18 protein-coding genes are annotated in these 23,362 nt (G+C 50.0%); 4 read left to right on the forward strand and 14 right to left on the reverse strand.

The features are described 5' to 3' along the window. Positions 1-38: 38 nt before the first annotated feature. Entirely contained in the window at positions 39-3,350 is a 3,312-nt protein-coding gene (locus C2M29_RS13075; RefSeq protein WP_105190183.1) for an EAL domain-containing protein, read from the reverse strand. Positions 3,351-3,609: 259 nt separating this feature from the next. Beyond that, positions 3,610-4,083 (reverse strand): VOC family protein, encoded by a 474-nt coding sequence (locus C2M29_RS13080; protein ID WP_105190184.1) that lies wholly within the window; start codon positions 4,081-4,083, stop codon positions 3,610-3,612. 616 nt (positions 4,084-4,699) lie between these two features. On the opposite strand from C2M29_RS13080, the gene C2M29_RS13085 reads away from it, so the two are divergent. Further along, positions 4,700-6,883 (forward strand): S8 family serine peptidase, encoded by a 2,184-nt coding sequence (locus C2M29_RS13085; RefSeq protein ID WP_158684734.1) that lies wholly within the window; start codon positions 4,700-4,702, stop codon positions 6,881-6,883. A 120-nt stretch (positions 6,884-7,003) separates the two neighbouring features. Here C2M29_RS13085 and C2M29_RS13090 read toward each other — a convergent pair whose 3' ends face one another. From C2M29_RS13090 to C2M29_RS13115, 6 genes are all read right to left on the reverse strand, one after another. Beyond that, complete coding sequence (locus C2M29_RS13090) at positions 7,004-7,759, reverse strand: GNAT family N-acetyltransferase (RefSeq protein WP_105190185.1); 756 nt, start codon at positions 7,757-7,759, stop codon at positions 7,004-7,006. Beyond that, entirely contained in the window at positions 7,749-8,210 is a 462-nt protein-coding gene (locus C2M29_RS13095; protein ID WP_105190186.1) for a DMT family transporter, read from the reverse strand. The genes C2M29_RS13090 and C2M29_RS13095 overlap by 11 nt, the downstream gene beginning before the upstream one ends. Further along, positions 8,207-8,833 carry an NAD(P)H-dependent oxidoreductase gene (locus tag C2M29_RS13100; RefSeq protein WP_105190187.1) on the reverse strand — a complete coding sequence of 209 codons (627 nt, stop codon included), beginning with the start codon at positions 8,831-8,833 and terminating at the stop codon, positions 8,207-8,209. The genes C2M29_RS13095 and C2M29_RS13100 overlap by 4 nt, the downstream gene beginning before the upstream one ends. 129 nt (positions 8,834-8,962) lie before the next feature. Further along, positions 8,963-9,529, reverse strand: a complete 567-nt coding sequence (locus C2M29_RS13105) for a Crp/Fnr family transcriptional regulator (protein WP_233998426.1) — start codon at positions 9,527-9,529, stop codon at positions 8,963-8,965. Positions 9,530-9,708: 179 nt separating this feature from the next. Beyond that, positions 9,709-11,301: a M56 family metallopeptidase gene (locus C2M29_RS13110; RefSeq protein WP_105190188.1), complete on the reverse strand. Its 1,593-nt coding sequence runs from the start codon at positions 11,299-11,301 to the stop codon at positions 9,709-9,711. A 14-nt stretch (positions 11,302-11,315) separates the two neighbouring features. After that, the gene (locus C2M29_RS13115; RefSeq protein WP_105190189.1) at positions 11,316-11,699 is read right to left on the reverse strand and encodes a BlaI/MecI/CopY family transcriptional regulator; all 384 of its coding nucleotides are present in this window, start codon (positions 11,697-11,699) and stop codon (positions 11,316-11,318) included. Positions 11,700-11,888: 189 nt separating this feature from the next. Between C2M29_RS13115 and dbpA the strand changes: the two genes are divergently transcribed. Further along, positions 11,889-13,277 carry an ATP-dependent RNA helicase DbpA gene (dbpA, locus tag C2M29_RS13120; protein ID WP_105190271.1) on the forward strand — a complete coding sequence of 463 codons (1,389 nt, stop codon included), beginning with the start codon at positions 11,889-11,891 and terminating at the stop codon, positions 13,275-13,277. Between the two features lie 58 nt (positions 13,278-13,335). Here dbpA and C2M29_RS13125 read toward each other — a convergent pair whose 3' ends face one another. After that, positions 13,336-15,024 carry an alkaline phosphatase gene (locus tag C2M29_RS13125; protein WP_233998427.1) on the reverse strand — a complete coding sequence of 563 codons (1,689 nt, stop codon included), beginning with the start codon at positions 15,022-15,024 and terminating at the stop codon, positions 13,336-13,338. Positions 15,025-15,323: 299 nt separating this feature from the next. Here C2M29_RS13125 and C2M29_RS13130 point away from each other — a divergent pair, with 299 nt between their 5' ends. Next, complete coding sequence (locus C2M29_RS13130; protein WP_105190190.1) at positions 15,324-16,235, forward strand: pirin family protein; 912 nt, start codon at positions 15,324-15,326, stop codon at positions 16,233-16,235. A 233-nt stretch (positions 16,236-16,468) separates the two neighbouring features. Here the strand turns inward: C2M29_RS13130 and C2M29_RS13135 are convergent, their stop codons facing one another. The 3 genes from C2M29_RS13135 to C2M29_RS13145 form a co-directional block, all read right to left on the reverse strand. Continuing rightward, complete coding sequence (locus C2M29_RS13135; RefSeq protein ID WP_105190191.1) at positions 16,469-17,650, reverse strand: S8 family peptidase; 1,182 nt, start codon at positions 17,648-17,650, stop codon at positions 16,469-16,471. Between the two features lie 14 nt (positions 17,651-17,664). After that, entirely contained in the window at positions 17,665-18,216 is a 552-nt protein-coding gene (locus C2M29_RS13140) for a hypothetical protein (RefSeq protein WP_105190192.1), read from the reverse strand. Positions 18,217-18,592: 376 nt separating this feature from the next. Next, positions 18,593-19,222 (reverse strand): response regulator transcription factor, encoded by a 630-nt coding sequence (locus C2M29_RS13145; protein ID WP_105190193.1) that lies wholly within the window; start codon positions 19,220-19,222, stop codon positions 18,593-18,595. A 381-nt stretch (positions 19,223-19,603) separates the two neighbouring features. On the opposite strand from C2M29_RS13145, the gene C2M29_RS13150 reads away from it, so the two are divergent. Beyond that, complete coding sequence (locus tag C2M29_RS13150) at positions 19,604-20,299, forward strand: hypothetical protein (RefSeq protein WP_105190194.1); 696 nt, start codon at positions 19,604-19,606, stop codon at positions 20,297-20,299. A gap of 11 nt (positions 20,300-20,310) precedes the next feature. Here C2M29_RS13150 and C2M29_RS13155 read toward each other — a convergent pair whose 3' ends face one another. After that, positions 20,311-20,664 carry a cupredoxin domain-containing protein gene (locus tag C2M29_RS13155; RefSeq protein WP_105190195.1) on the reverse strand — a complete coding sequence of 118 codons (354 nt, stop codon included), beginning with the start codon at positions 20,662-20,664 and terminating at the stop codon, positions 20,311-20,313. Between the two features lie 25 nt (positions 20,665-20,689). Continuing rightward, the gene (locus tag C2M29_RS13160; protein ID WP_105190196.1) at positions 20,690-22,933 is read right to left on the reverse strand and encodes a heavy metal translocating P-type ATPase; all 2,244 of its coding nucleotides are present in this window, start codon (positions 22,931-22,933) and stop codon (positions 20,690-20,692) included. Between the last annotated feature and the right edge of the window lie 429 nt (positions 22,934-23,362).

The raw sequence follows: 23,362 nt of genomic DNA on the forward strand, positions 1-23,362 counted from the left end.
TTGCAACTCTACTAGCGGGGGTTTAATCGCCCCGCTGTTTATTTCCAGGTATTAATAAAGGCAATAAAGTCCTCAGCCGCCAACGGCTTGGCACACCAGTATCCCTGCACCTGTTCACAACCCAAGCGCGCCAAGCTCTGCCACTGCTGCTCTGTTTCTACGCCCTCGGCAATCGAAGCAATATTCAACGCCTTAGCCAGTTGTACCATGGCTTTGACTATGGCCACATCCTCCGGCTCACCGCTGGCCAAGTCATCGATGAAGGATTTATCTATTTTCAGTTTATCGACATCAAACCGCTTTAAGTAGCTCATCGACGAATAGCCGGTACCGAAATCATCGATGGACACCCTAAAGCCCGCGGCGCGCAGCGATTTAATACGCTTAAGCACAGAGTCCGGATCCATCAGGGCAATGGCCTCGGTAAGCTCCAATTCAATGCAGCTAGCAGGCACTCCATGTTGCTCGACTTCGCTCATTAGCTTGGTTAGCAGCTCATGGTCTTCAAAGCTCGCCGCCGATAAGTTAACGGCAAAAACCAGTTTCTCCTGCCCCATTGCCAGCCATTGCTTGATTTGCGTCAGCGCGTGGCTGAACACCCAGGCATCGAGGGCCTTAATTAACCCTGCACGTTCGGCCACTGGAATAAACTCACCCGGTGACACAGTACCCAGCTCCTGTGAGTACCAGCGTACCAGCACTTCGGCACCCACCACCTGGCGATTATCGATACGCACCTGGGGCTGAAACACCAGGGAAAATTCATCTTCCAACAGCGCCAGGTTTAAGGCGTTAATCACTTGCAGTTGCCGCGAGGCATGTCGGTTCATCTCCAGCGCATAGAACAGGAAATTGTTGCGACCGCGTTTTTTCACCTCAAACAGCGCCGCCTCGGCCAATTGCAATAACCGCTGACTGTTATCACCATCGAGCGGGTAAAGCGCCACACCGATAGAAGCGGTGAGCACTATGTTTTTACCGTCAATATTAATAGGCGTGCGCAAGGTTTCGAGGATGCGCTGTGCCTTACATGAGGCACTGTTGGCGTTGGCATAGGGCATGAAAAAAGCAAAGCGATCGCCGGGCAAACGGCAAATTAACTCGTCTTCATCGCCCAAATTGAGCAGCCGCTGAGCCAGGCTTTTAAGGATCACGTTACCCTTATCATAGCCCAGGGCTTCGTTAAGCACCTTAAAGTTGTCCAGACCTATGGACAGCAGTGCGCCTTCGGTTAGCTTGTTTTTCGCACGTAATGATGCAAATACATGCAGCAGCATCTTCACATTGGCCAGCCCGGTGAGCTGATCATAGTAAGACAGATGATGGATCTTGGTTTCGTTTTCTATCTGTGCGGTAATATCGTGCTGAAAAGAGATATATTTGCTGACCGCACCGTCTTTATCCGTGATCGGATAAATGGTAGTGCGCTCGATCAGCTCTTCTCCGTGCCTATTTCGGTTGATCAGCTCTCCGACCCAGGGCTGTTGAGATTTGAGGTTGTGCCACATGGAATGATACACCTGAGAAGCCGTTTTGCCCGAGCTTAAAATAGCCGGGTTCTTACCAAGCAATTCTTCACGCTTATAGCCACTGAGCTCAACATAGGCCCGATTCACATATTCGATTTTAACCTCGGTATCTGTGATCAAAATCGGATGCGGGTTTTGCTCTACCGCCAACGACAAAGTACTCATCTGTTCGTCCTGACGCAGGCGATTAAGCAGGTGCCAGATGGCTTGCAACAAAATGGTGATGGCTTCAAGCTCACGGGGACTAAAGCTACCATGATCATTATGTAGCACAAGCGCCATACGCACCGTTTCCTGCTCCCGAACCGGCACAGCCAAAATGGCACCGAGTGCCGATGAGGTGCAATCAGCCTTTGCGCTTACTTGATCAAGTGTGCGAATAACATGCTGTTGAGTTTGCAGTTGTGGCAATAACTGAGACATTAGCTCTGCACTGAATATTGGTTCCACTTCCCCTTCGCTGGCCTGCACCTGCAACCGGCCGGCACCATCTATGCCATACAATACTAGACTTTGGCATGACGCCAAGGAACGCGCATAGCGCACCCCCTCAGCCAATAGCGCCGCTTCATTACCCTGACGCGCCACATTTGAAAGCCCGAGTAACCCCTCTTTGAGCTTGGCTTCATGGGCCAAGGCGTCAATTTGTGCCACGCGCTCGCTCACATCTCGCACCACCACGAGATAATTAACACAGGCCTTGTCGACGAGTTTCACCACCACGCATTGGTAATGACGAAGCTGCTGTTGGCGGCTAATCACCATGTCGGCCACCTCGGCCATGCCCTGGCGCTTTGCCTCGGCCACCGCGTCATACAGACGCGCCTGATCGGCCCCAGCAAAAAGCGTATAAATACTGCGGCCAATACTGTCTCCACGCAGTAAAAAAGGCTCACTCTCTTTGCTGTGGCTGCGCACTATATTGCCATGCTCATCTATCTCAAATACCAGCTCAGGCAAGGCACTTAACGTAGCCCCCAAGCGCTGCTGCGACTGCTCAAGTTCGAGAAACGGCCGGGTAATGGTTTCTACAAACAGCACCTGGTAAAGCAATAAATAGGCGGCAATCTTATATAAATGACCAACCAGGTTTAACGAGTCGCTTATATTGTTGTAAAGGGTAAAGTAATACTCGCTTAAGACCATCAGCACGGCGACCACAAACAAGTGGCTTACATTATAGCCTTGCCGTACCTTTACCAGACGCAATAAAAACAGCACCGCAGCAAAGGCATACAGCGCCATCAAAAAGTATTCAAAATTGCGTTTAAAGTCAGTCAGCCCTTGCCCCGGGATATAATGGTGTGGCAACCAATGAGGAAAAAATAACAAGACACAACTGATACCGATAGCACAGATCCCAGCGACTATCAGCGATGGGTATATACTGCTTGAGCGCACTTGCCACCAGGGCTCTGCCGCCAAGGCAATAATGGCGACGGCGGTAAATAGACGTCCGGCAAACCAAAAGTTAAGGGACTTATCGGTGCTGGCTGGGGTAATAAAATCTGGCATGCCGGCAAATGAAAACACATGTTGAAAGTCGAGCACGCCGACCCAGAGCATAACACCGGAAACAAATACAAAGGTCGGGTTTTTAAGGTAGCTGCGTGCACTCCAACCCACAGCACAAATCAGCACCGAGACTATGATGGAAACGAGCTCCAAGAATGAGTGCACCAGAATGTAGTTCTCGATAATGCTTACCAGCCCGAGCTGCTCACCGAGCAAGGTTAGCACCATAAACACGAGGGCGATAACAAGATACCAAGAGCTTTGTGACCACTCTTTTGCATGACTGAGGTGAATAAGGTTATGCACTAAAATTTGACCATAAAGAGAATGAGCCGAGTTATATTGCCGATAAAGAGTTAAAAATAAAGCCTAACACTCTGAATATTAAGCATGTTTTAACAAATATACCATAGCTCATCAAGCAAGTAACTTATTACCCAGTACGCAATAGAGCGCTTAACCAAACCCTCATTTTTAGGTACCTTTTGGTCAACATTTACAACCAATTGTTAAACTTTTTCCCTGGAATATCTTCAGGGCTGGCTCTCAGCAACTCAATAAGCCCCTAGGCATCCTCTTGCTGGCTCATAAAATCAGCCATGCGTTGCATCAAATCCTCTTCGCTTAAGTCTTCCATATGGGTGCCTATTGTCCACACATGACCAAAAGGGTCTTCCAAGGTACCGGCGCGATCGCCGTAAAATTGGTCGTGCACGGGACGCACCTCCTTGGCTCCAGCAGCAATGGCCCGTGCGAATACCGCATCCACATCCTCCACATACAGCATCAGGCTTACCGGCGTACCACCTAAAGCCTGAGGGCTTTGAAAATGCGCCTGCGGGCACATATCCGCCAACATAATATGTGAGTCACCGATTTTTAACTCGGCATGAGCCAAGCCACCGTCGGGCATAGGCATCTGCATCACCAATTCGGCGCCAAACGCCTGTTGATAATAGCTAATGGCACGCACCGCTCCATCAATAATCAGGTAGGGGGTGATCGAATGATAACCGGCAGGAATGGCAGGAACACTCATAAATTAAACTCGCTCTGATGATTAAACTTCGTTTAAGCTTAGTCGATTAGACCACCACGGGGTACGCGTATGAACCCGGCAGCAAAGCTGTATTTACCCGCTTTTGCAAGCTAGTATCATAGAACATTGGCCAAGGAGATGGACACCAAGTAGTGAGCTCCCCCTAACGCTAACCATCTTTTTTTAATGACCAACTTGGCTCATTACCTGCCGATACCTTGCCACCGCCACAGGTGATCGATGATTAAATTCGTGAGCCATAGCGAACTGCTTCGCAGTTAAGAGCAACTCCTGGGTTCTCGGATTTCTTATCATCCCATTAAATGCAAAAGTGGCCCAAAAACACACAGCCAATGCACATTTGTTAAAATTTAAGCAAATCTAAATCGAAAAAAAGATAAAAACAACACTCTGAATCTAAATAACTTTTTAGTTTCAAACTCACATTTACCCAAAACAATTACAAAAAAATGTACCATTTTTTTAACAACTATGTTTTCATAATCGGGCCTAACGCGGTAGCCGATTCACAACTGGCGGCAACCGCATCAACGTCAAATACCCATGTGTCACCAAGGCACAATGACAACACAATAATTAAATAAAGGTACTCACTATGAAGTCTAAATTCTCTCTCGTTGCTACGGCCACCCTATTGGCTCTAGGCCTTGGCTCAGAAGCAGCACTAGCAAACTCTTTACAACCGAATTTAGGCAGCAAGGATAAAGCTGAACAAGTAAAAACGAACGGAGCGAGCAAAGAGCGCGTAATCGTAAAATTCACTCGCGGTAAGTCTGCCGAAGTAAAATCGCTGGCGAAAAAGCTAGGCGGTGAAATTAAAGTTGACCTGGCCAAGCACGATGCCTTCGCCGTGGAAGTACCAGCGGCGGCTCTTAAGGGCCTGCGTAACAACCCCAATGTTGAATTTGTAGAAGCCGACGTTAAACGTCACCTACTTGCCACCAACCTAAACACCACAGAGGTTGAGCCATGGGGTATCAGCCGCGTTGAAGCGGATATCGTTTCCGATGAGCTAGCCGGCAACCGCACCGTATGTATTATCGACTCAGGCTATGACATCCGTCACTCGGACCTAGACGCGAACCTGGTATCAGGCACCAACGACTCTGGCACCGGCCAGTGGTCAACGCCAGGCGGTTCACACGGTACTCACGTTGCCGGTACCGTAGCCGGTATCACTAATGGTTCGGGTGTTGTGGGTGTAATGCCAAACGGCAATGTAAACCTGCATATCATTAAAGTATTTAACGAGTCAGGCTGGGGCTACTCTTCAAGCCTAGTCGCAGCGGTTGATGACTGTGTGGCAGCGGGCGCCAACGTTATCAGCATGAGTCTAGGTGGTGGTGGCAGCAGCCGCACCGAAGGCAATGCCTTTGCCAACTACTACAGCCAAGGTGTACTAAGCATCGCCGCGGCAGGTAACGACGGTAATACCGCTCACTCTTACCCGGCTTCATATGATGATGTGGTATCGGTAGCGGCCGTTGATTCTGGCAATATGCACGCTAACTTCTCACAGCGCACCAACCAGGTTGAACTTGCCGGTCCAGGTGAAGCCGTACTGTCAAGCGTGGGTCTAGGCGACGGTCAGCTAGCACAACTAAGCGTTGGCGGTACCGACTACTTCGCTAATGGCGTGGTACCACACCTGTTCTACAACAGCAGCCTGTCATTTGACCCTGCGGGCAACAATGGCTCAGCCAGTGGTGCGCTAGGCGTGTGTACTACAACGGGTACTTCATACTCGTGTGGCGACATGACGGGTAAAATCTGTCTTGTTGAACGTGGTGAAAACCAAGGTGACAGCTCGACCTCAACGGAAAATTCATACCCTGAATACCGTGGCGCCAATGCCTGTGCCGACGCCGGTGCCGAAGGTATTATCGTTTACAGTAATGCTGCTCGCCCGGGCCTACAAGCGCCATTTATGGTTGACTTCAATGGCAAAATTCAAGGCATTCCGACGGCCTCTGTTGACCGCGCAACCGGCCTTGAGCTGGCTGCAAAAGCGGGTCAAACGGCGAGCCTATCTAAAGTAGATGGCCAGGACTGGGATTACTACAATGGTACCTCTATGGCGACCCCTCACGTGAGTGCGGTTGCCGCCCTGGTGTGGTCATATCATACCGCCTGTTCGGCAGCGGAAGTGCGTAACGCCCTGGCGGTTACTGCTGAAGATTTAGATGCTGCCGGTCGTGACGTGAAAACCGGTTACGGTCTGGTTAAAGCACAAGCGGCCATCGATTACCTAGCGGGTACCAGCTGTGGCGGCGGTTCATCTGACAATGCTCCGGTTGCAGACTTCGGCTTCTCATGTGATGCCCTGGCTTGTAGCTTCACCGACGCGAGCTCGGATGACAACGGCGTAACCGGTTACAGCTGGAACTTCGGCGACGGCGCTAGCAGCTCGGCGCAAAACCCTAGCCACAGCTATGCGGCCGACGGTTCATACACAGTGACACTAACGGTAACCGACAGCGCCGGTCAAACCGATACCAGCTCACAAACCCTGAATGTAAGCAGCGGTGCTACGGGCGGCTCTATCGACCTAAATGCGTTTGGTTACAAGGTAAAAGGTCGTCAACGCGTAGACCTAAGCTGGAGCGGTGCAAACAGCAGCAATGTTGATATCTATCGCAACGGCGCGGCTATCACCACCACCAACAATGACGGTGCTTACACTGACGCTATCAACCAAAAAGGCGGCGGTGTATACAACTACTCAATCTGTGAAGCAGGCACGACTAACTGCTCTGCAACTGTAACCGTAGTTTTCTAAGCCTTAGTTAAACTACCGATACATTGCAACACCCATGCCGGTCTATATAGACCGGCATTTTTGTTATAGCACTATTGACCGGTAAGGGCTTTAATGACAAGCAGTAACAGATTTCAATTGTTAAGCGCGGTTGCTATAACTGCGGATCTCAAACTGGGTTATAAAGCCAAGGTTTTCATACAGAGGTCGACCGGCCGCCGATGCCTGCAAGACCATATACTGCGCCCCCGAGGCTACCGCAAGCCTGAGCAAATCCAGCATCATCCTTTTGGCAAGCCCTTGTCCTTGATGCGTTTGTTTTAACGCGACCTGATGAAGGCCGACCACCTCCCCGGTGTAATACAAAAGCGCGCTGGCCACAACCTCTCCCGCCCATACACCAACATATAATTGTGCTTGCTCACATTCGAGTAAAGGCGCAATGGCCCGGGCATCCACACGATAACCAAAAGCCTCATTCACCACCTCTATCCAGGAAGAAACCTCCTCGACCCTAGTAATGTTTCTTACCACCAACTCTGCGCTCGTGATTGTCTTGTCCGAGGTGGGTGGATAATCACTTACGGACAAGGGTAAATACATGGCCGTTTGTGCTAAGACGCAATCCCAACCGGCGTGTTTAAGCGCTAACTCACGCTCCTCGGGGAACTGCAATGGCGACCCATGCAAATCCGGCCAAAGTGGAAACATCACCCCAGCTCGAGCCTCGGCTAGCGGCGCCATGCTGGTCAGCGAACCGGGCTCTGGGTGCCAGCAGCGATTAGGCCACACGTGATTGACCTTAAATGGCCATGTGCTCTCATCAGCCAAGAGCGCCGCACCATAGCGCTCCCAAAGGCTTGTTAAGTTCGCTATATTGGCTTGATTAATATCCACTTCTCGAGTCCCAATTCACTAAGATAACACCACCAATCAATAACGCCGTTCCCAATAACCTGCTGCCATCCAGAGCCTTAACGGGCAAGTTAAACCAACCCAGGTGACTTGCAAGCATGGCCACCACAATTTGCCCCGACAAGGCAAACGACATCATGCTTCCTAGGCCCATTTTTGGGATCAGATAATAAAAACAACTGACGCCAAACGCACTGAACACGCCGGCGAGCCACAAATACCAGGGCACATTGGTGATGACCCCAACACTCGGGTAGCTTTTACTGGTGAATACCAGCACCGCGGTGACAAGAGTCAAACTGGTTAAAAACGCCACCCCCGTGGCGAACATTGCGCTGTTGAGCAACACCCCCAATTGCGCATTCATGGCCGCTTGTATGGCAATGGCGGCGCCGGCAGCAATGGCCAGTATACAAAGCATTAAGGCCATCATACGCTGTCTACCATCTCGGCATAGTCAAAGCGCACCTTCGCAGCCTGACCTTGACTGTCTTCTTGATGTCGATAGCCTATGGGGCAGATCACGGTCGTGGTTAAACCGCGCTTTGTTAACCCAAGAATGCGGTCATACTGCTGCGCGTCAATCCCGCTCATCGGGCAGGTATCTATACGCATCTGTGCCGCACAGGTAAGCAAGTTGCCAAGGGCAATATAGGCTTGCTGATGTGCCCATTCCTGGCGCTGTGCCGGTGTTTTACTGGCCAGCGCCGACTTCATATGATCACCGTAACGCTGTAAATCGGCAATGGGGGTGCCCGTGACTTCGCTGTGGCGGGCTATATAGCGCTCTACCGTCTTATCACCAATGTTTGTCTGCGCCGCAAAAACAAGCAAATGCGAACTATTAGCCACCTTATCCTGGCCGTAGGAATGAGGCACCAGTTGCTCGCGCAAGTATGTTGAACGTACCAGAATTAACCTATAAGGCTGCAATCCATATGCCGACGGGCTTAAGGTGGCGGCCTGTAACAGGGTTTGCAGTTGCGCTTCTGGCACCATTTGCTGGGAAAATTGTTTTACGGCGTAACGCCACTCTAGTGCGGTTAAAAACTCCATACTCACCTCTGTGTCGATCCTCTCGGGGCTGGAGCGGAAATGCTCCAGCGGACTAGATGAAGTGTATCGAGGCGCTATTCGGGGTTCATTTACATAGGTTGATAAGGGATAAGTTTTTTCTCACCCGGCTTAACTGGGTCGGCGTGATCCCCAAGTGCGAACGATATGGTATTGCGGTAAGCGCTCGGCTAAGGCAGGAAATTGCTTGCTAAAGTGCAGATAACGGGTGGTGGCATCGTCCTGCACTATCTCGATTTCACGCTGGTCTTTTGCCAACAACCAGTTCTTCTCAAGATAATGGATTTGGTAGAGCATAAGTTCTGGATTGCTCTGCATTAGCCGGCGATAGCCCTTAAAATCGATGGCAATCAGCGTACTTTGCTCCAGTGCCTCAAAGGCCAAACTTGATGCTTGCTGTGTTAACAGCGCCGTCATAGACCCGGGAAACTTGCCCTCATCAAAGAACATCTTATTGTATTCATTGCCTTTTTCATCGGTAACAAAACAACGTACCAAGCCTCGATAGAGATAAGAGAAGGACTGTGGCACGACCCCATATGGATAAATCAGCTGGTGCTTATCCACATGAATCAAGGTGCACAGGGGCTTAAATTGCTGCCAGGTCAGCTCACCGATGGGAGCATACTCTGTCATTTGCGCACGCAAAGAGCCGAACGCAGCCTGTTGCTCACTCACTATTACCTCCAATGTAACTAAGCGCCTTACTGGACTTATTTTCGTCATTGGTACGAATACCGGCACTGCCAGTCATTATAGTCGGATTAATAAGCAAAACAGTACCACGACGTTTTATCTCGTTAACCAACAAAGCAATGATAAAAACAAAGCCCCAATTATGGGGCTTTAGTATTGCACTATAACTTGGCTAACAATGGCGACATGGGGATACCAAAATCCGGAAGGCTCGGCGGTAAGCTGGCCACTTCTGTAGGTAGCTGCGCTTTAATCCGCTCCATGTTTTCACTATCACCTTGATGGAAGTAAACATAGTACTTCAAAACGGCTGTGTACTTGTTGTCTTCTGGTAACTGCTCAAGGATGGCTAGCGCATTGTCAAAGTCCTCCACCTCTATGTACGAACGGGCCAGGTTCATCAGGGTTCCAGGTTTAGTCTGGCTCTTGAGCTGCGCCTTTAGTTCGTTTAACTCATTAATTGCTAAGTTCGGCTGCTGCAGTTGCAAGTGCGTCAAGGCCGTTACATTTTTCAAAAAATATGGCGCCGAGTCCGCATCGGGATACCAGTCTGCGAAAGCAAACATAACATCTTCATAACGAGCAAGTTTGTGACCAACATGACTCAGCAGGGTAAAGCTCAGTAGCTTAATTTTGCCTTCGTCCGGTTCGTTGAGTACGGCTCTATTGGCGTGCCAATGTAGGATGTTAGCAAACACTTTATTGAGCTTTTCTACATCTTTGCTTTTAGCCTCGGCTGCGCCATCGAGCAACGCAGCCATTTGCTCTTCATAACTAATGGCTGTTTGCTGTGCTTGTACCTGCTGCGGCTTATCTTTATCCACAATTTGCGCCGCCGCAACGGCACTAAAGGCGAGTGACATAACTAGTGCAATGACATGCTTTTTGTTCATAGTTTTCTCCTTGTCTAACATTTTAATCCGTTGCACGTTAAAGCTCTGTTGTTGAGCGATACTTAACAACGGGGTCATAAATTGCCTATGTCCATTTTTCGCTTGGTGCTGCGATAAAAGTACACTAGCAAGATCCAGTTGATATTGTTCCCGAAAGCTCGCTGCGCACTTTTCATCGCAGCTGAGTTCCAGCTGTTGCTTTGATTTTTTAGCTAAAAATAAGCACAGGGGATTCCACCAAAATAGGCATTCCAACAAGCAAATAGCCCAGCTCCAATACACATCCCCCTGGCGTAAATGGGTTGCCTCATGTTGAATAATCGAATGAACTTCTTTGGCATCAAGCAGCGCCCGATCCAGCCAGATAGTGGGTCGTGTCACCCCACTGGCGAAAGCCGGAGCCCCCAACTTTGCAACCCGAACAGGGTAACCCCCACTACTGTGCTCATACCGGTTACAGGGTGTGGAGTGGCGATAAAGTCGCTTGATAAACGAGAAGTACTGCCCTATGCGCCAGATAAACAAGGCGACACCAATTATCAACGCCAGAAATACCAGGTGAGAGACATCAAATGTATAGCCATCAACTAACGACACTGGTGCCTGAACTTGAGTAGCTAAAGCATCTTGTTGTTGGCCTTGCGAGGGAGCCGTCTGCCAAAAATGTGCAACGTTAAAAGTCAGCCCTGGGTCTTGCTGATATGTAGAAACTTCGGGCATATGCTGCCAGGGCACAAGCCAGCTGGACAGTGCCACCACCGATACATAGAAGCTCAGTCGTGCCGGAGCACTTTGTAGCCCCTTTAATGCGCCCAGTGCGCACAGTGAAATAAATAAGCTGGTTAGGAAATAGTCCGTCATATCGCCCTCCTTTTTTACATGTCTTTCTTTTTGCTATTTAACAGGTTTTGTAAATAGGCAATATCCTCATCATTAAGACGCTCTTCTTTAATAAAGTGAGCAATGAGATTACGGGAGCTTCCCTTAAAAAAGCGCTGCATAAAGGTGGGGACGGCTTCTTCTGACAGAGCGCTTTGTGTCACAATAGACTGATAAACAATCGCCCTGCCTTGCTGACCACAACGCTCCACCGCGCCTTTCTTTTCAAGCCGATCGACAATTGTTTTCACCGTGTTATAGGCCACTTGCTTGTTATTCTTTTTTGCTTCGCTAAGCAACTGATGGATTTGGCTCGCTGTACATGGCTCGTGTTGCCAAAAAAGCTGCATCACATCCATTTCAAAATCACTGAGTTTCATTTTACCCCCAACTACTACACTTGTAGTTATCAACTACCACAAATGTAGTAATTGGGTTTTTTAAAGTCAAGATTTAATTGAACCCTCAGCATGAAACGTTTAGGTAGGTTGTGAACTGCGTCTTTATTCTGCCTGCACGAGGTTGAGCATGTTATAATCCCCTTTTCCTTTTAAAAGATGATTGCCACCGTGACCTTACCTGCCTTTTCCAGCACCCCGCTTTCTCGCTCTTTGCTCGATAACCTAGAGTCTTTGGGTTATCACCATATGACAGAAATCCAAGCGCAAACCTTGCCGCTCATTTTGGCGGGCAAGGATGTGATTGGTCAGGGTAAAACCGGCTCAGGCAAGACGGCCGCCTTCTCTTTGGGGCTGTTACATAATCTCAATGTAAAACGCTTTCGCGTCCAGGCCCTGGTGGTGTGTCCGACCCGAGAGCTGGCCGATCAGGTGGCGGTGGAAATTCGCAAACTGGCTCGCGCCATTCACAATATCAAGGTGTTGGCCCTGTGTGGCGGTGCCCCCATGGGGCCGCAAATCGGCTCCCTTGAGCACGGCGCCCATATTATTGTCGGCACCCCGGGACGCATTGAAGAGCATCTGCGTAAGGGCCGCTTATCCCTGGATGAGGTAAACACCTTTGTGCTTGATGAAGCGGATCGCATGCTGGAAATGGGCTTTGAAGAGCCGCTGCAATACATCATCGATCACTGCCCGGCAGAGCGACAAAACCTGCTCTTTAGCGCCACCTATCCGCCTAAGATTGAGCAGTTAGCCCAGCACGTGATGCACAACCCACAAAAGGTCACGGTAGAGTCGACCCATGACGACAGCAGCATAGAGCAGTACTTCTATGAGGTGGACAACAACGAGATGCGCCTGGAGGCGGTGCAAAAACTGCTGCTGCATTTCCAGCCCGAGTCGGCGGTGATTTTTTGCAATACCAAGGCCGAGTGTCAGCAGGTGTGCGATCAACTTCAGAATATGGGCTTTGATGCCGCCGCCTTACACGGCGACCTAGAACAAAAAGACCGCGACCGCACCCTGGTGCGCTTTGCCAATCACAGCCTGAGTATTCTTGTGGCCACGGATGTCGCCGCCCGCGGTATCGATGTGGATCATGTGGATATGGTGATCAATTACCATATTGCCCACGACCCAGAGGTCCATGTACACCGCATCGGCCGTACCGGTCGCGCCGGTAAAAAAGGCATCGCCTGCTCCTTAATGAGCTATAAAGAGTCGCACAAGGTCAATGCTTTAGAAGATTATCTGGAGCAAACCTTGGAGCCCACCGATCTGCCCAATGACAACGTCTTTAGCAATGCGATTAAGCGTGCGCCCATGGTCACCATACAAATCGACGGCGGCAAAAAGTCCAAGCTGCGTCCGGGAGATATTCTCGGTGCTCTGACCTCTAATCAGGCCATTACCGGGGATCAAATCGGGAAAATCAAGGTCACTGCGATCAGTTCCTACGTTGCCGTACAGCGTAAAATTGCCAATGCGGCGCTGAAAACCATCAGTGAGGGGAAAATGAAGGGCCGCAATTTCCGCGCTCGTAAGCTAAACCGCTAAGCCCTTTAAGAAATATATAGTTAAGGTGCCAAAGCACAACGCCCTGGCACCCATTCTCTTAGTTGTTGTCCAGTAAGGCCTTGGCCATTAACTGACCGATTTCGGTATGGTGCAGCATGCTTGAGAATGGCTTGGTCACGCCATCCGGGCCAAACGCATACACGGCAACCGGCGTCGCGGTGTGGGTACCGTTACCCCAGGTCACGCTTTGCTCCGAGCTAATCGCACGAGCGATCAAGGCTCCTTGGTCTTCATAGGCATACACATAGAAGTCGCTGAAGTCGTTGATAGCCGGTACCTGCGTGGCACTTAGGTACTTGTGATCCGCATAATAGTTTTCGTTAGGCTTAACCGCAGCGATGGCTTGGGCATCAGCATAATCGATATGGAAATCCGGGTGCAGCGTTGCGTTTACCGCAGTTTGCCATTGCTCAGGCGTTGAAGCGCCAAAATCCCAATCAGCATTCACCTTGTCGTAAATCGCATAGAAAGACGCTTTTTGGGCGTAGATCTTGTCCAGGGTAGACAGCGAACCAAAGTTATAGTTTGGCTTATAGTCTTCCCCTTTCATGCCGTCGCCCGGCAAAGTAGTCGCTACAGGAATATTATGAGCCGAGTAGCTAAAACCAAAACCTCCGGTTTCGTGGTCGGCGGTGATCACCACCAGGGTATCATTGCGCTCGCTTACCCACTCGTACACGGCATCAACCGCTTCATCAAACTTCAATAGCTCGTGTAGTAACCAGCCGGTGTCATTAACGTGCGCCGCCCAGTCGATTTGGCCGCCTTCGATCATCAAGAAAAAGCCGTCTTCGTCTTGAGACAGGATATCCAAGGCTTTTAGCGTCATCTCACGCAGTGAAGGCTCATGGTTACACTGGCTTTCATCGTTTTTACAGGCCGTGTATTCGATGCCATCATTCATCGCCGAGTCGTCGAATAGACCCAGTAGCTTAGCGCCTTCTGCCGCGCTCAGCTGATCCTTATCGAAGGCCAAGGTATAGCCCGCGTCACGTGCTTCTGCGATCAGGTTACGATCATCGCTACGCTTGGACTTTTTAATGACACTGGTGTTGCCGCCTAACTCTGCCGCCAAAGCATCTTTGCGATCGGCGGTATCTTGCGGTAACCAGTGACGGGCACCACCACCTAATAAAACATCGACCTGGTTCATAAGGAGATCTTCGGCGATTTCATTCTCAAACGAGCGATGCGGTTGGTGCGCCGCAAAAGCCGCCGGCGTTGCGTGGGTAATACGAGTATCGGTCACCAGACCCGTGGCCTTACCCGCCGCTTTGGCTTTTTCCAAAATGGTCTCGACCACATTACCCTGATCATCCAAACCAATCACTTCGGAGGCCGCGGACATACCGGTTGCCAACTGAGTCGCCGAGCACGCCGAGTCGGTTACCAGGCTGCCGTTTTTGCCACCCGGAGCATTAAGCGACAAACCTACACGACCGCCGTCGGCAAACTTCTGCATGCCCGTGGTCGTGCTTGCCAATACGCTGTTTGGCGCCCGACGCGCATATTCCTCAAGCAGGCCTATTTGTTGTGGGCCCATGCCGTCGCCGATCATTAAAATGACGTTTTTAACCGAGGTGACTTCTTCTTGTTCAACCGGTACTTCAACGATTTTTTCAACTTCAACGACACGCTCAACTTCAACTGTTTTTGTGTCCGAATCACAGCCCATCAGCAGTGCCGAAGAAATGGCCGCCGCCAGCATGGTTTTATTTATTTTCATTTTTATTCCCTGGTTTAGCTATTTTAGATAGTGGTACAGGGCGGCGATATTGAAGGGGTTTTGTTAAAAACAAATGAAGCTTTTGTAAAAGTTTAAATTATTGGGACAATTCATTTATTAAATAAAAAATCATTCCTATATTAGGGGTAATATAATAACAAGCTCATGTATAAGCCCCTAAGCCCATCGCTAAGTACTCTTTATCCGGACTTTTTTTATCTATTTGCCCGAGGGAGACTAAACTTGAAAAGCAGCTTAGCGATTTAGTTGATTTATTGGGTCAATTTCCAGGAGCAGGCATGAGTCGAGTCAGTAATATAGAGGCGCAGCAGAGTAAACCGATTACCGCACGTTCGCCGATCCGGGCGCTGTTAACACCACGCTTTAAAGACATGGGCGGTTTTTCTGTACTGCGCTCCCTGCCCACGACAGAAGTAACGACCATAGGGCCATGGATTTATTTTGATCATCTCGGGCCCGCGACCTTCGCTCCAGGAGAGGGCGTCAATGTGCGTCCTCACCCTCATATTGGTATCGCCACCGTCACCTATATGTTTGACGGCGAACTGCTACACCGTGACTCCTTGGGCAGTGTACAACCCATCCGCCCCGGCGACGTCAACCTGATGGTCGCCGGTAAGGGCGTGGTTCACTCAGAACGACAAAGTGAGCAGGAGCGCGCCGATACGCACAGTGTAGAAGGCCTTCAACTTTGGCTGGTGCTGCCACAGGAGTGCGAACACATGGACCCGGCCTTTTATCATTATCCCGCCTCATCTTTGCCTATTACCAGGGTTCAAGGGGTGCCAGTGCGGGTGATGATGGGCAACACATATGGCCAAGACTCACCAGTGAAAACCTTTTCCGATACCCTGTATTTTGAAGCTGAATTGGCGCCTGGACAAACGTTGCAGCTACCCAGCTGCGAGGAGCTGGGTCTGTATGTGGTGCGTGGCCATATTCACTGTAGTGGAATTTCGGTGCCCTCTAAAACTATGGCGGTGTTCGACTGCGCGCAAGCGCTCAGTATCAGCGCCCATGAGTACTCCCGCGTCGTCTTAATTGGCGGTGCCCATCTCGGACCAAGGATCATCGATTGGAACTTTGTTTCAAGCAGCCAGGCCGATATCGAGCAAGCGAAAGAAAAATGGCGACAAGGTGGCTTTCCCAATGTGCCCGGCGATGAGGAAGAGTTTATCCCTCTGCCTTAGCAAGCAGGCCTACAGCTTTGAGTTAATCAGTAGCGACACCACGCTCTAACGCACTTTTTCTTTTCAGGGTTGATCATAGGGTTTTCATTTTGATTCTTGTTGGTCATTACAGTCACAAAAGAAGCAAAGCGCGCAATAAAGAGGTGAATAAGGTTTTTTAACGGGTGGCCTGGCACCCATCGAGGATAATAGCCCCTTTGTGGGGCTATGCTTTTAGGAGGGGAACTTGCTTGTTACTTCACACCCTTGCCGTTACAACCACTGGCCATCAGGTGATCATACGCGGCTTTGGCCTGCACCAAACCATGACCGTACTTGTAGTCATAGCCGGCATCGCCAAGGTCCATCGCCGAAGCGCTAAGGGCATTTCTTATCTCGTAATTATTGCAGTGTGGGAAGTGACTCCACACCAGCGCTGCAACACCGGACACATGAGGCGTTGCCATTGAAGTGCCCGACATCGACGCATACATACCACCTGGGTAGGTGGAAATTACATCGACACCGGGAGCCGCCAGCTCAACCTGCGCGGTTCTTTGCGAAAACGCCGCATGCTGCATTGCCTCATCCACCGCAGCCACAGACACCACCGCATCGTAGGACGCCGGATAGCTATGGGTGGCGTTGCCATCATTACCAGCGGCGGCTATGGCCATCACGCCGGCACGCTCCAACCGTGCAAAGGCACGCGCTTCCACCTTGGTTGAAAAGGCGCCGCCCAAGCTCATACTAACCACCTTAGCACTGGCGCTGGCACAATCTGCCACCGCTCCGGCAAGATCCGAGGCATAGACAAAACCACCCTCGTCGTTAAACACCCGCACTATATGTAAGTCGGCAATGCCAGAGCCGAGCACCCCGGTCAGGCCACCATTGCCATCGATTGCTGCAATAGTGCCGGCGACATGGGTGCCATGACCATGGCCATCCTGATACCAGGGGCCGGCCCCTTCATCGTCTCCGGTCACAGTGGTGCTTGGCAGTTCTGGGTGACCCAGGTCATAACCGGTATCGACGATACAGACCTTGATACCACCGGCATAATCGAGCTGATCGGCCTGGACCATAGGTAAGCCATAGGGGGCATAATCTTGAAAGTCACTCGGCGTCGCCGCGCTGGGAATAACCTGACGCAAGGCATCGAGTTCGGCGGATTTAATCGCGCCATGTGTCTGCAATTGCTTAAACATATCGGCATCGATCACCGCCGCTAGCGAGTTATCGGCATCGAGTTGCCGTTTTATTTCACCACCGACCGCTTCAATCGCGGCGATCAGTTCGGCCTTATTGCCATTATGGTATTCGAAAATGACTCGGGCCGTTTTGCCCGCCAACATATCTGTACCCTCAACTAACTCGGCTTGCGCAGAAAAAGCAGTGGCTACTAATACAGTGAGTAGAGTTTTATTAAACATCCGTATTCCCCTTATTATTCTGCTTCGCTAGTTTGTGGGCAGCTGTGTTGCTGAATATTACCGTTGATGGTGCCAACATTGGTGTAGCCATCATAGGGTCCGTCGATAAGGTTGAACGCCGTAATGGCGCCATGGAAATTACCCTTACCTTCACCGGTATCGAAGAAGCAGACAAAGCCGGTGCCCTCACCCGGTGCCTGCGGGTTTTTCGAGGAGTAGGTAAATTGCGCTTCGAACTGATCCATGCAGTTACATTCCTGTACGCCGTTTTCTAATCCCTCATCGGTAAGCGCACAATAACCGAAGTTATCCACTTGCGCCTTTAGGCTCACACCGCCGACATTTTCAAAATCAATGGCACTGTGATCCACATAGTTCACGCCACCCTTAACCTCTTCCCCGTCGCAATTTTCGGCATTAAAAGTAAATACGGCATTCTTATCACCACCCGCCGACGCCATGGTGCCACCGCCTGTAACCTTATGCTCACCTATAAAGGTACAGCCGCTCGTTAAGGTACCGGCCAACAGCGCCATGCTAAGCAATTTGAGTTTGTTTTGGACCATTACGTCCTCCCTCTGTCATTATTATTAACTTCATTGCATGTTTTTTATTGCATGCTTGTTCAAGCCTAGGCTTTTAAGGGGGCTTCCCCTTCAGGACAGACTAAGCCGGAACTTCCATGCACAAACAGTATTGAGAGCCATATAACAACCCCGATGGCACCACATCCTCACCTGTTATGAAGTCCCAGTGTAAGTGGTTAACAACAATTAACATATCAAGCAGATTACCTAATTTGATCGGCTAAAATGAACTAGGTCATTTGACTTAGAACGCCCAAAAAACGCGAAAAAAGTCGTAATTTAAGAGAGTGAACCAGTAATTATTGTAAATAACAGAATAAAAAGGGGTAGGCGGCTGAACTTGCCGCATAGATATTTAAAGCTCGATGGCGTGAGCAAGGCGCTTGTATTTCACCGCCGCCTGAGTGCGGTTTTCCACATCTAACTGTTTAAATATGGCACTGGCATGGACGCGAACGGTTTTCTCCGAAATATTCAACTCTCGGGCGATGGCTTTATTACTTAAACCATCGGCCATTTGCCTTAACACCTTGCGTTGGCTGGGGGTTAATAAGGGTAAAACATAAGGTTCATGGGCTTGGGGCAAGGCCCTGCTCGATTGCGGTAAGTCGTCAAAAAGGTACTTAGAGATCAAATCGATAATCACCGAGTCGAATTCGGTTTTAGAGACAAACTCCACGGCACCGACGTTTAGACAGGCGGTGCAGCTATTGAAGTCGTCATAACCGCTGATCACAATAACGGGCACATTTTCATAGTTTTTACAGATGTATTCCACTCCCTGAATCCCTTCACTACCGGGCATGGACAAATCAACTATAGCTAAATTTATTTGCTGTTCTTTTTGCTCGAGAATACGAAAAAGTTGATGATAACAATGGGCACTTTCAACCTGAATGTCGGGCCATACGCCCTTAATTTTATGCTCAATGGCAAACACAATTAGAGGATGATCATCGGCAACCGCAATACATGCTTTGCTCATTTTAAAGCCCTCCCTAAACGGCCTTCCCTGCTTGTTTGGCTAGACTGACTTTAGCTAGTTAGCGTACCTCATGAGTACTCAGCCTAACTTATTGCATGTAACTAACTTGCAGCAACACAACCTTGGTCTAGCTTTACTTAACCTTGGTTAGCCCCGCCATACATCTTGGTGCTACAAAATCAGTTAATGCGCCTAACCAACATACAATGTACTTTACAAAGGTACAAGAAGCGCGCGACAGATTGCACTCTCTCTACAAGGATCGTCCCGAAGTCGCCCATTTCTACTTTTTGCGTTAACAATGTTACTAATCAGGTTGACCTCGGTGCAGCAAAAAAATCGAACTATACTTTAGCCATTGAACACCCATGATGTATCGCTATGATGACACACCTCGCCTTCGTTATTCGCCTTATGGTTCTTGGAGTTAGCACCCTATTGGTCGCCTGCGGCGGTGGTGACGGCGACAGCGCTCCCCCTGCAAAAATATGTACAGAAACCAGTTTATATTACTGTCCCGCTTCCGCCTTTAATGACCCTTTCGGTATTGCTTTGACCATAGCCTGGTACACGGGCCAATGCACTAGAGAAGTGTTTTGCCAGGAAGACGGCAATGTGCCCGAAGTCGACCCGGAAAATGGCGTCATAGACGATGATTTTATAAGCAAAAACTGGACGACTCAGTCACTGCAGGAAAGTGAGCCCAATAATGAGTTTGAGCAAGCCACACCTTTTATTCTCAAACCCAGTAACGGCGTGCTGATCACCGGAGAGCTTGACGCAGCAAGCGATCAAGCCGATATATTCGCCTTTATTATGGATGGTGAAATCACCGTCAGTATCTATTTGTGTTCAACGCCGAGCACCTGTACCCAGCCATTTTATAATGGCCCCGACCTCTATCTAGAGCTTTATAACGCCAATGAGGTGTTATTGGATAGCACCGAGACCCCCAGTGAGCTGGGCCATGTATTTACTGGCCCGCAATTGTTTGATGGTGAACAATACTTTTTAGCAGTCCGTATCAGAGACGCAGCTATGGCTGCGCAAAAATATAAGTTAGTCATTACCGACTAACTGAATCAAGCTCACACCACAGTTAAGGTGCCGCGATACATCTGCATTTGGCAGTGAAATGGATACTCTCCCGGTGCCAAATCGGTCAGTGTTACCGGCGTTACCTTGTCCAGCTCAAGTTGCTCGCTGACGCCCAAGTCGGGGATCAACAGCATCTCCGAGCAGGGCGACTGATCCTTGCGTAAAAAGTTAAGGGTCACCGTTTGATGCGCCGCCACCTGAATCGCCGCGGGAGTATAGACTCCGTCTTTAACCTCTATGGTCAGCGGCTGAGTTTGCATAACGGTTTGCGCCGGCTTATAAAGCCAAAACCACCAGACTATCAAGACGATAAGTGCCAGCCCTAAGATATTGATGATGATCATATAAGTTTCTCCTTAAAGCGTACAATCACGCATCTTTGGGTTTAAATAAACGCAAACGGTTGGCGTTACTGACGACCGTAAGGGAAGAAAACGCCATGGCCGCACCGGCGATCACCGGGCTCAAAAGCATACCAAAAAATGGATAGAGCACGCCGGCGGCAATAGGAATACCGGCGACATTATAAATAAAGGCACCAAAGAGGTTTTGCTTGATGTTTGTTAGGGTTGCCTTACTCACGGCAATGGCATCGGCCAGACCATGGAGTGAGCCCCGCATTAGCGTGATATCGGCGCTTTCGATGGCAACATCCGTGCCCGTGCCGATAGCAAAGCCGACATCGGCCAAGGCCAAGGCCGGAGCATCGTTAATGCCATCGCCTGTCATCCCGACCACCTCATCGGCTTCTTGCAACTCTTTAACCTTGTTGGCCTTATCTTCGGGCAGTACCTCGGCAAAAAACTCTGTGATCCCGGCTTTATGTGCCACCGCGGCGGCGGTTTCCTGATTATCACCGGTCAGCATAATGACACGAATGCCATTGTCTTGCAGGCGTTCAATGGCGGCAATGGAGTCCTTTTTGATCGGATCGGCCACGGCAATAATGGCGGCCAGTTCACCATCGATAGCAAAAAACATGGGAGTTTTGGCCTGTTTTGCCAAGCCATGAGCGCGTTCGCTAAAATCGCCAAGCGTTATGCCCTGTTGTTGCATCAGCTTGGCATTGCCAAAGAACAAGGTTTTATTATCGCAGCGCCCTTCTACTCCCAAACCGGTCAAAGCCTTGAAGGAGTCCACCGGTAACAACTCAACGTCCTGCTCTTGTGCCTTGCTCACTATGGCTTGTGCGAGCGGGTGTTCCGAGCCGCTTTCCAAACTCGCCGCCAGTTGCAATACTTCCTGCTGCTCATGAGTGTCGGCAACCACCACGTCGGTGACCTGAGGCGCTCCCTCGGTAATGGTGCCGGTTTTATCCAGCACCATGGCGGTGATTTTAGAGGCGGTTTGCAAAGCTTCGCCATTACGTATTAGCACCCCCGCTTCGGCGGCCTTGCCCACGCCCACCATCACCGACATGGGTGTTGCCAAACCTAAAGCGCAAGGACAGGCGATGATCAGCACGGTAGTAGCGCAGACCATGGCCAGTGCCAAAGCGGGCTCGGGGCCAAAGTTCAACCAGGCCAAAGCCGTCAGCACGGCAATAATCATCACCACGGGCACGAAGTAAGTTGAAATAACGTCGGCCAACCGGCCGATGGGCGGCTTGGAGTTTTGCGCCCGTTTGACCATACTAATGATGCGAGCCAGTGCCGTGTCTTTCCCCACCCGGGTGGCCCGAAACTGTATCGTTCCCGAGGTGTTAATGGTGCCAGCCGCTACTTCGTCGTTTTTAGACTTTTCAACCGGCATGGGCTCGCCGGTCAGCATGGACTCATCGATAAAGGTATGCCCTTCACAGACCACGCCATCGACGGGAATTTTCTCACCTGGTCTCACCTTAACCACATCGTCCAGCAAGACCTGGGCAATATTAATTTGCACTTCTTTATTATCGCGGATCACCGTCGCGGTCTTGGCCTGCAAACCAATCAGACGCTTAATGGCCTCGGATGTTTTGCCTCTGGCTTTTAATTCCAACGCGAGGCCGAGGTTGATCAGGCCAATGATCATGGCGGTGGCTTCAAAATACACATGCCGTGCCATGGCAGGGATTGCCTCGGGGATGGCCACCACCACCATGGAGTAAAGCCAGGCCGTGCCCGTGCCCAGGGCAATCAGGGTATCCATATTGGCATTATGGTTTTTAAAGCTTTTCCAGGCACCGGTGTAAAAATGCTTGCCGGAGACATACATCACCGCCAGAGTGAGCAAGCCAACGCCTAACCAGGCTGCACGTTGCATCGCGGTGGTTACCGTCATATCGCCGCCAAGCAAGCCAAACAGCATCAAAGGGACACCTACCGACAAGGCTATCACCGTATCCCTGACCAGCTTTTTATAATAGGTCCTATCGGCGAGTTCTTTTTCACCGAGCAAGTCTTCATCGTCTTGCTCTTCTACAGCCCTGGCGTTATAGCCCACCGATTCCACGGCGGCAATTAAGGCCTGGGTTGATGCGGTGCCGGTGACCGAGGCGGTTCTGTCGGCAAAATTCATTTGCGCGCTAACCACTCCCGGCGTTTTTTTTAGTGCCGCCTCTATTTTGCCAACACAGCTGGCACAGCCGGCTCCTTCAATAAGAAGCTGTTGATTTGCGTTCGACTCACTCACTTTGTTCTCCTTGTTCGCACACCAAATTACGCGTTAAAACCAAGTTCCAAGGCTAAATTTCGTTTAACCGCTATTATTGATGAAAGTGTAGACCTGCGAGTAGGACCAAGGTCAAACTTAAATCACTTAATTCAAATTACAGAGCTAACCTGAACGCGTATATGTGCAGTAATTAGCAAACGACCAAGAAATTAGGGCCGCTGTTATAACTTGTAAGCAAAATATCCAGGTGCCGTATAGTTTGCTCTAAGCCCTTGTCATAAGGTTATAAAAACGGTGTCATTTAGGTTTAGAAAGACGCCTTCGCTGGCATATTGACCAGCCGTTTCCTTTTTGAAAACGGTGCTAACAGGCTGTTTTACCTATCAAATAAGCCGCAAATCTAGCTGACCGACCGCCTTGCAGAGCGTTTCTTTACTAAATAGCAAT

Source organism: Pseudoalteromonas sp. T1lg48 (genome assembly GCF_002964785.1).
GTDB lineage: Bacteria > Pseudomonadota > Gammaproteobacteria > Enterobacterales > Alteromonadaceae > Pseudoalteromonas.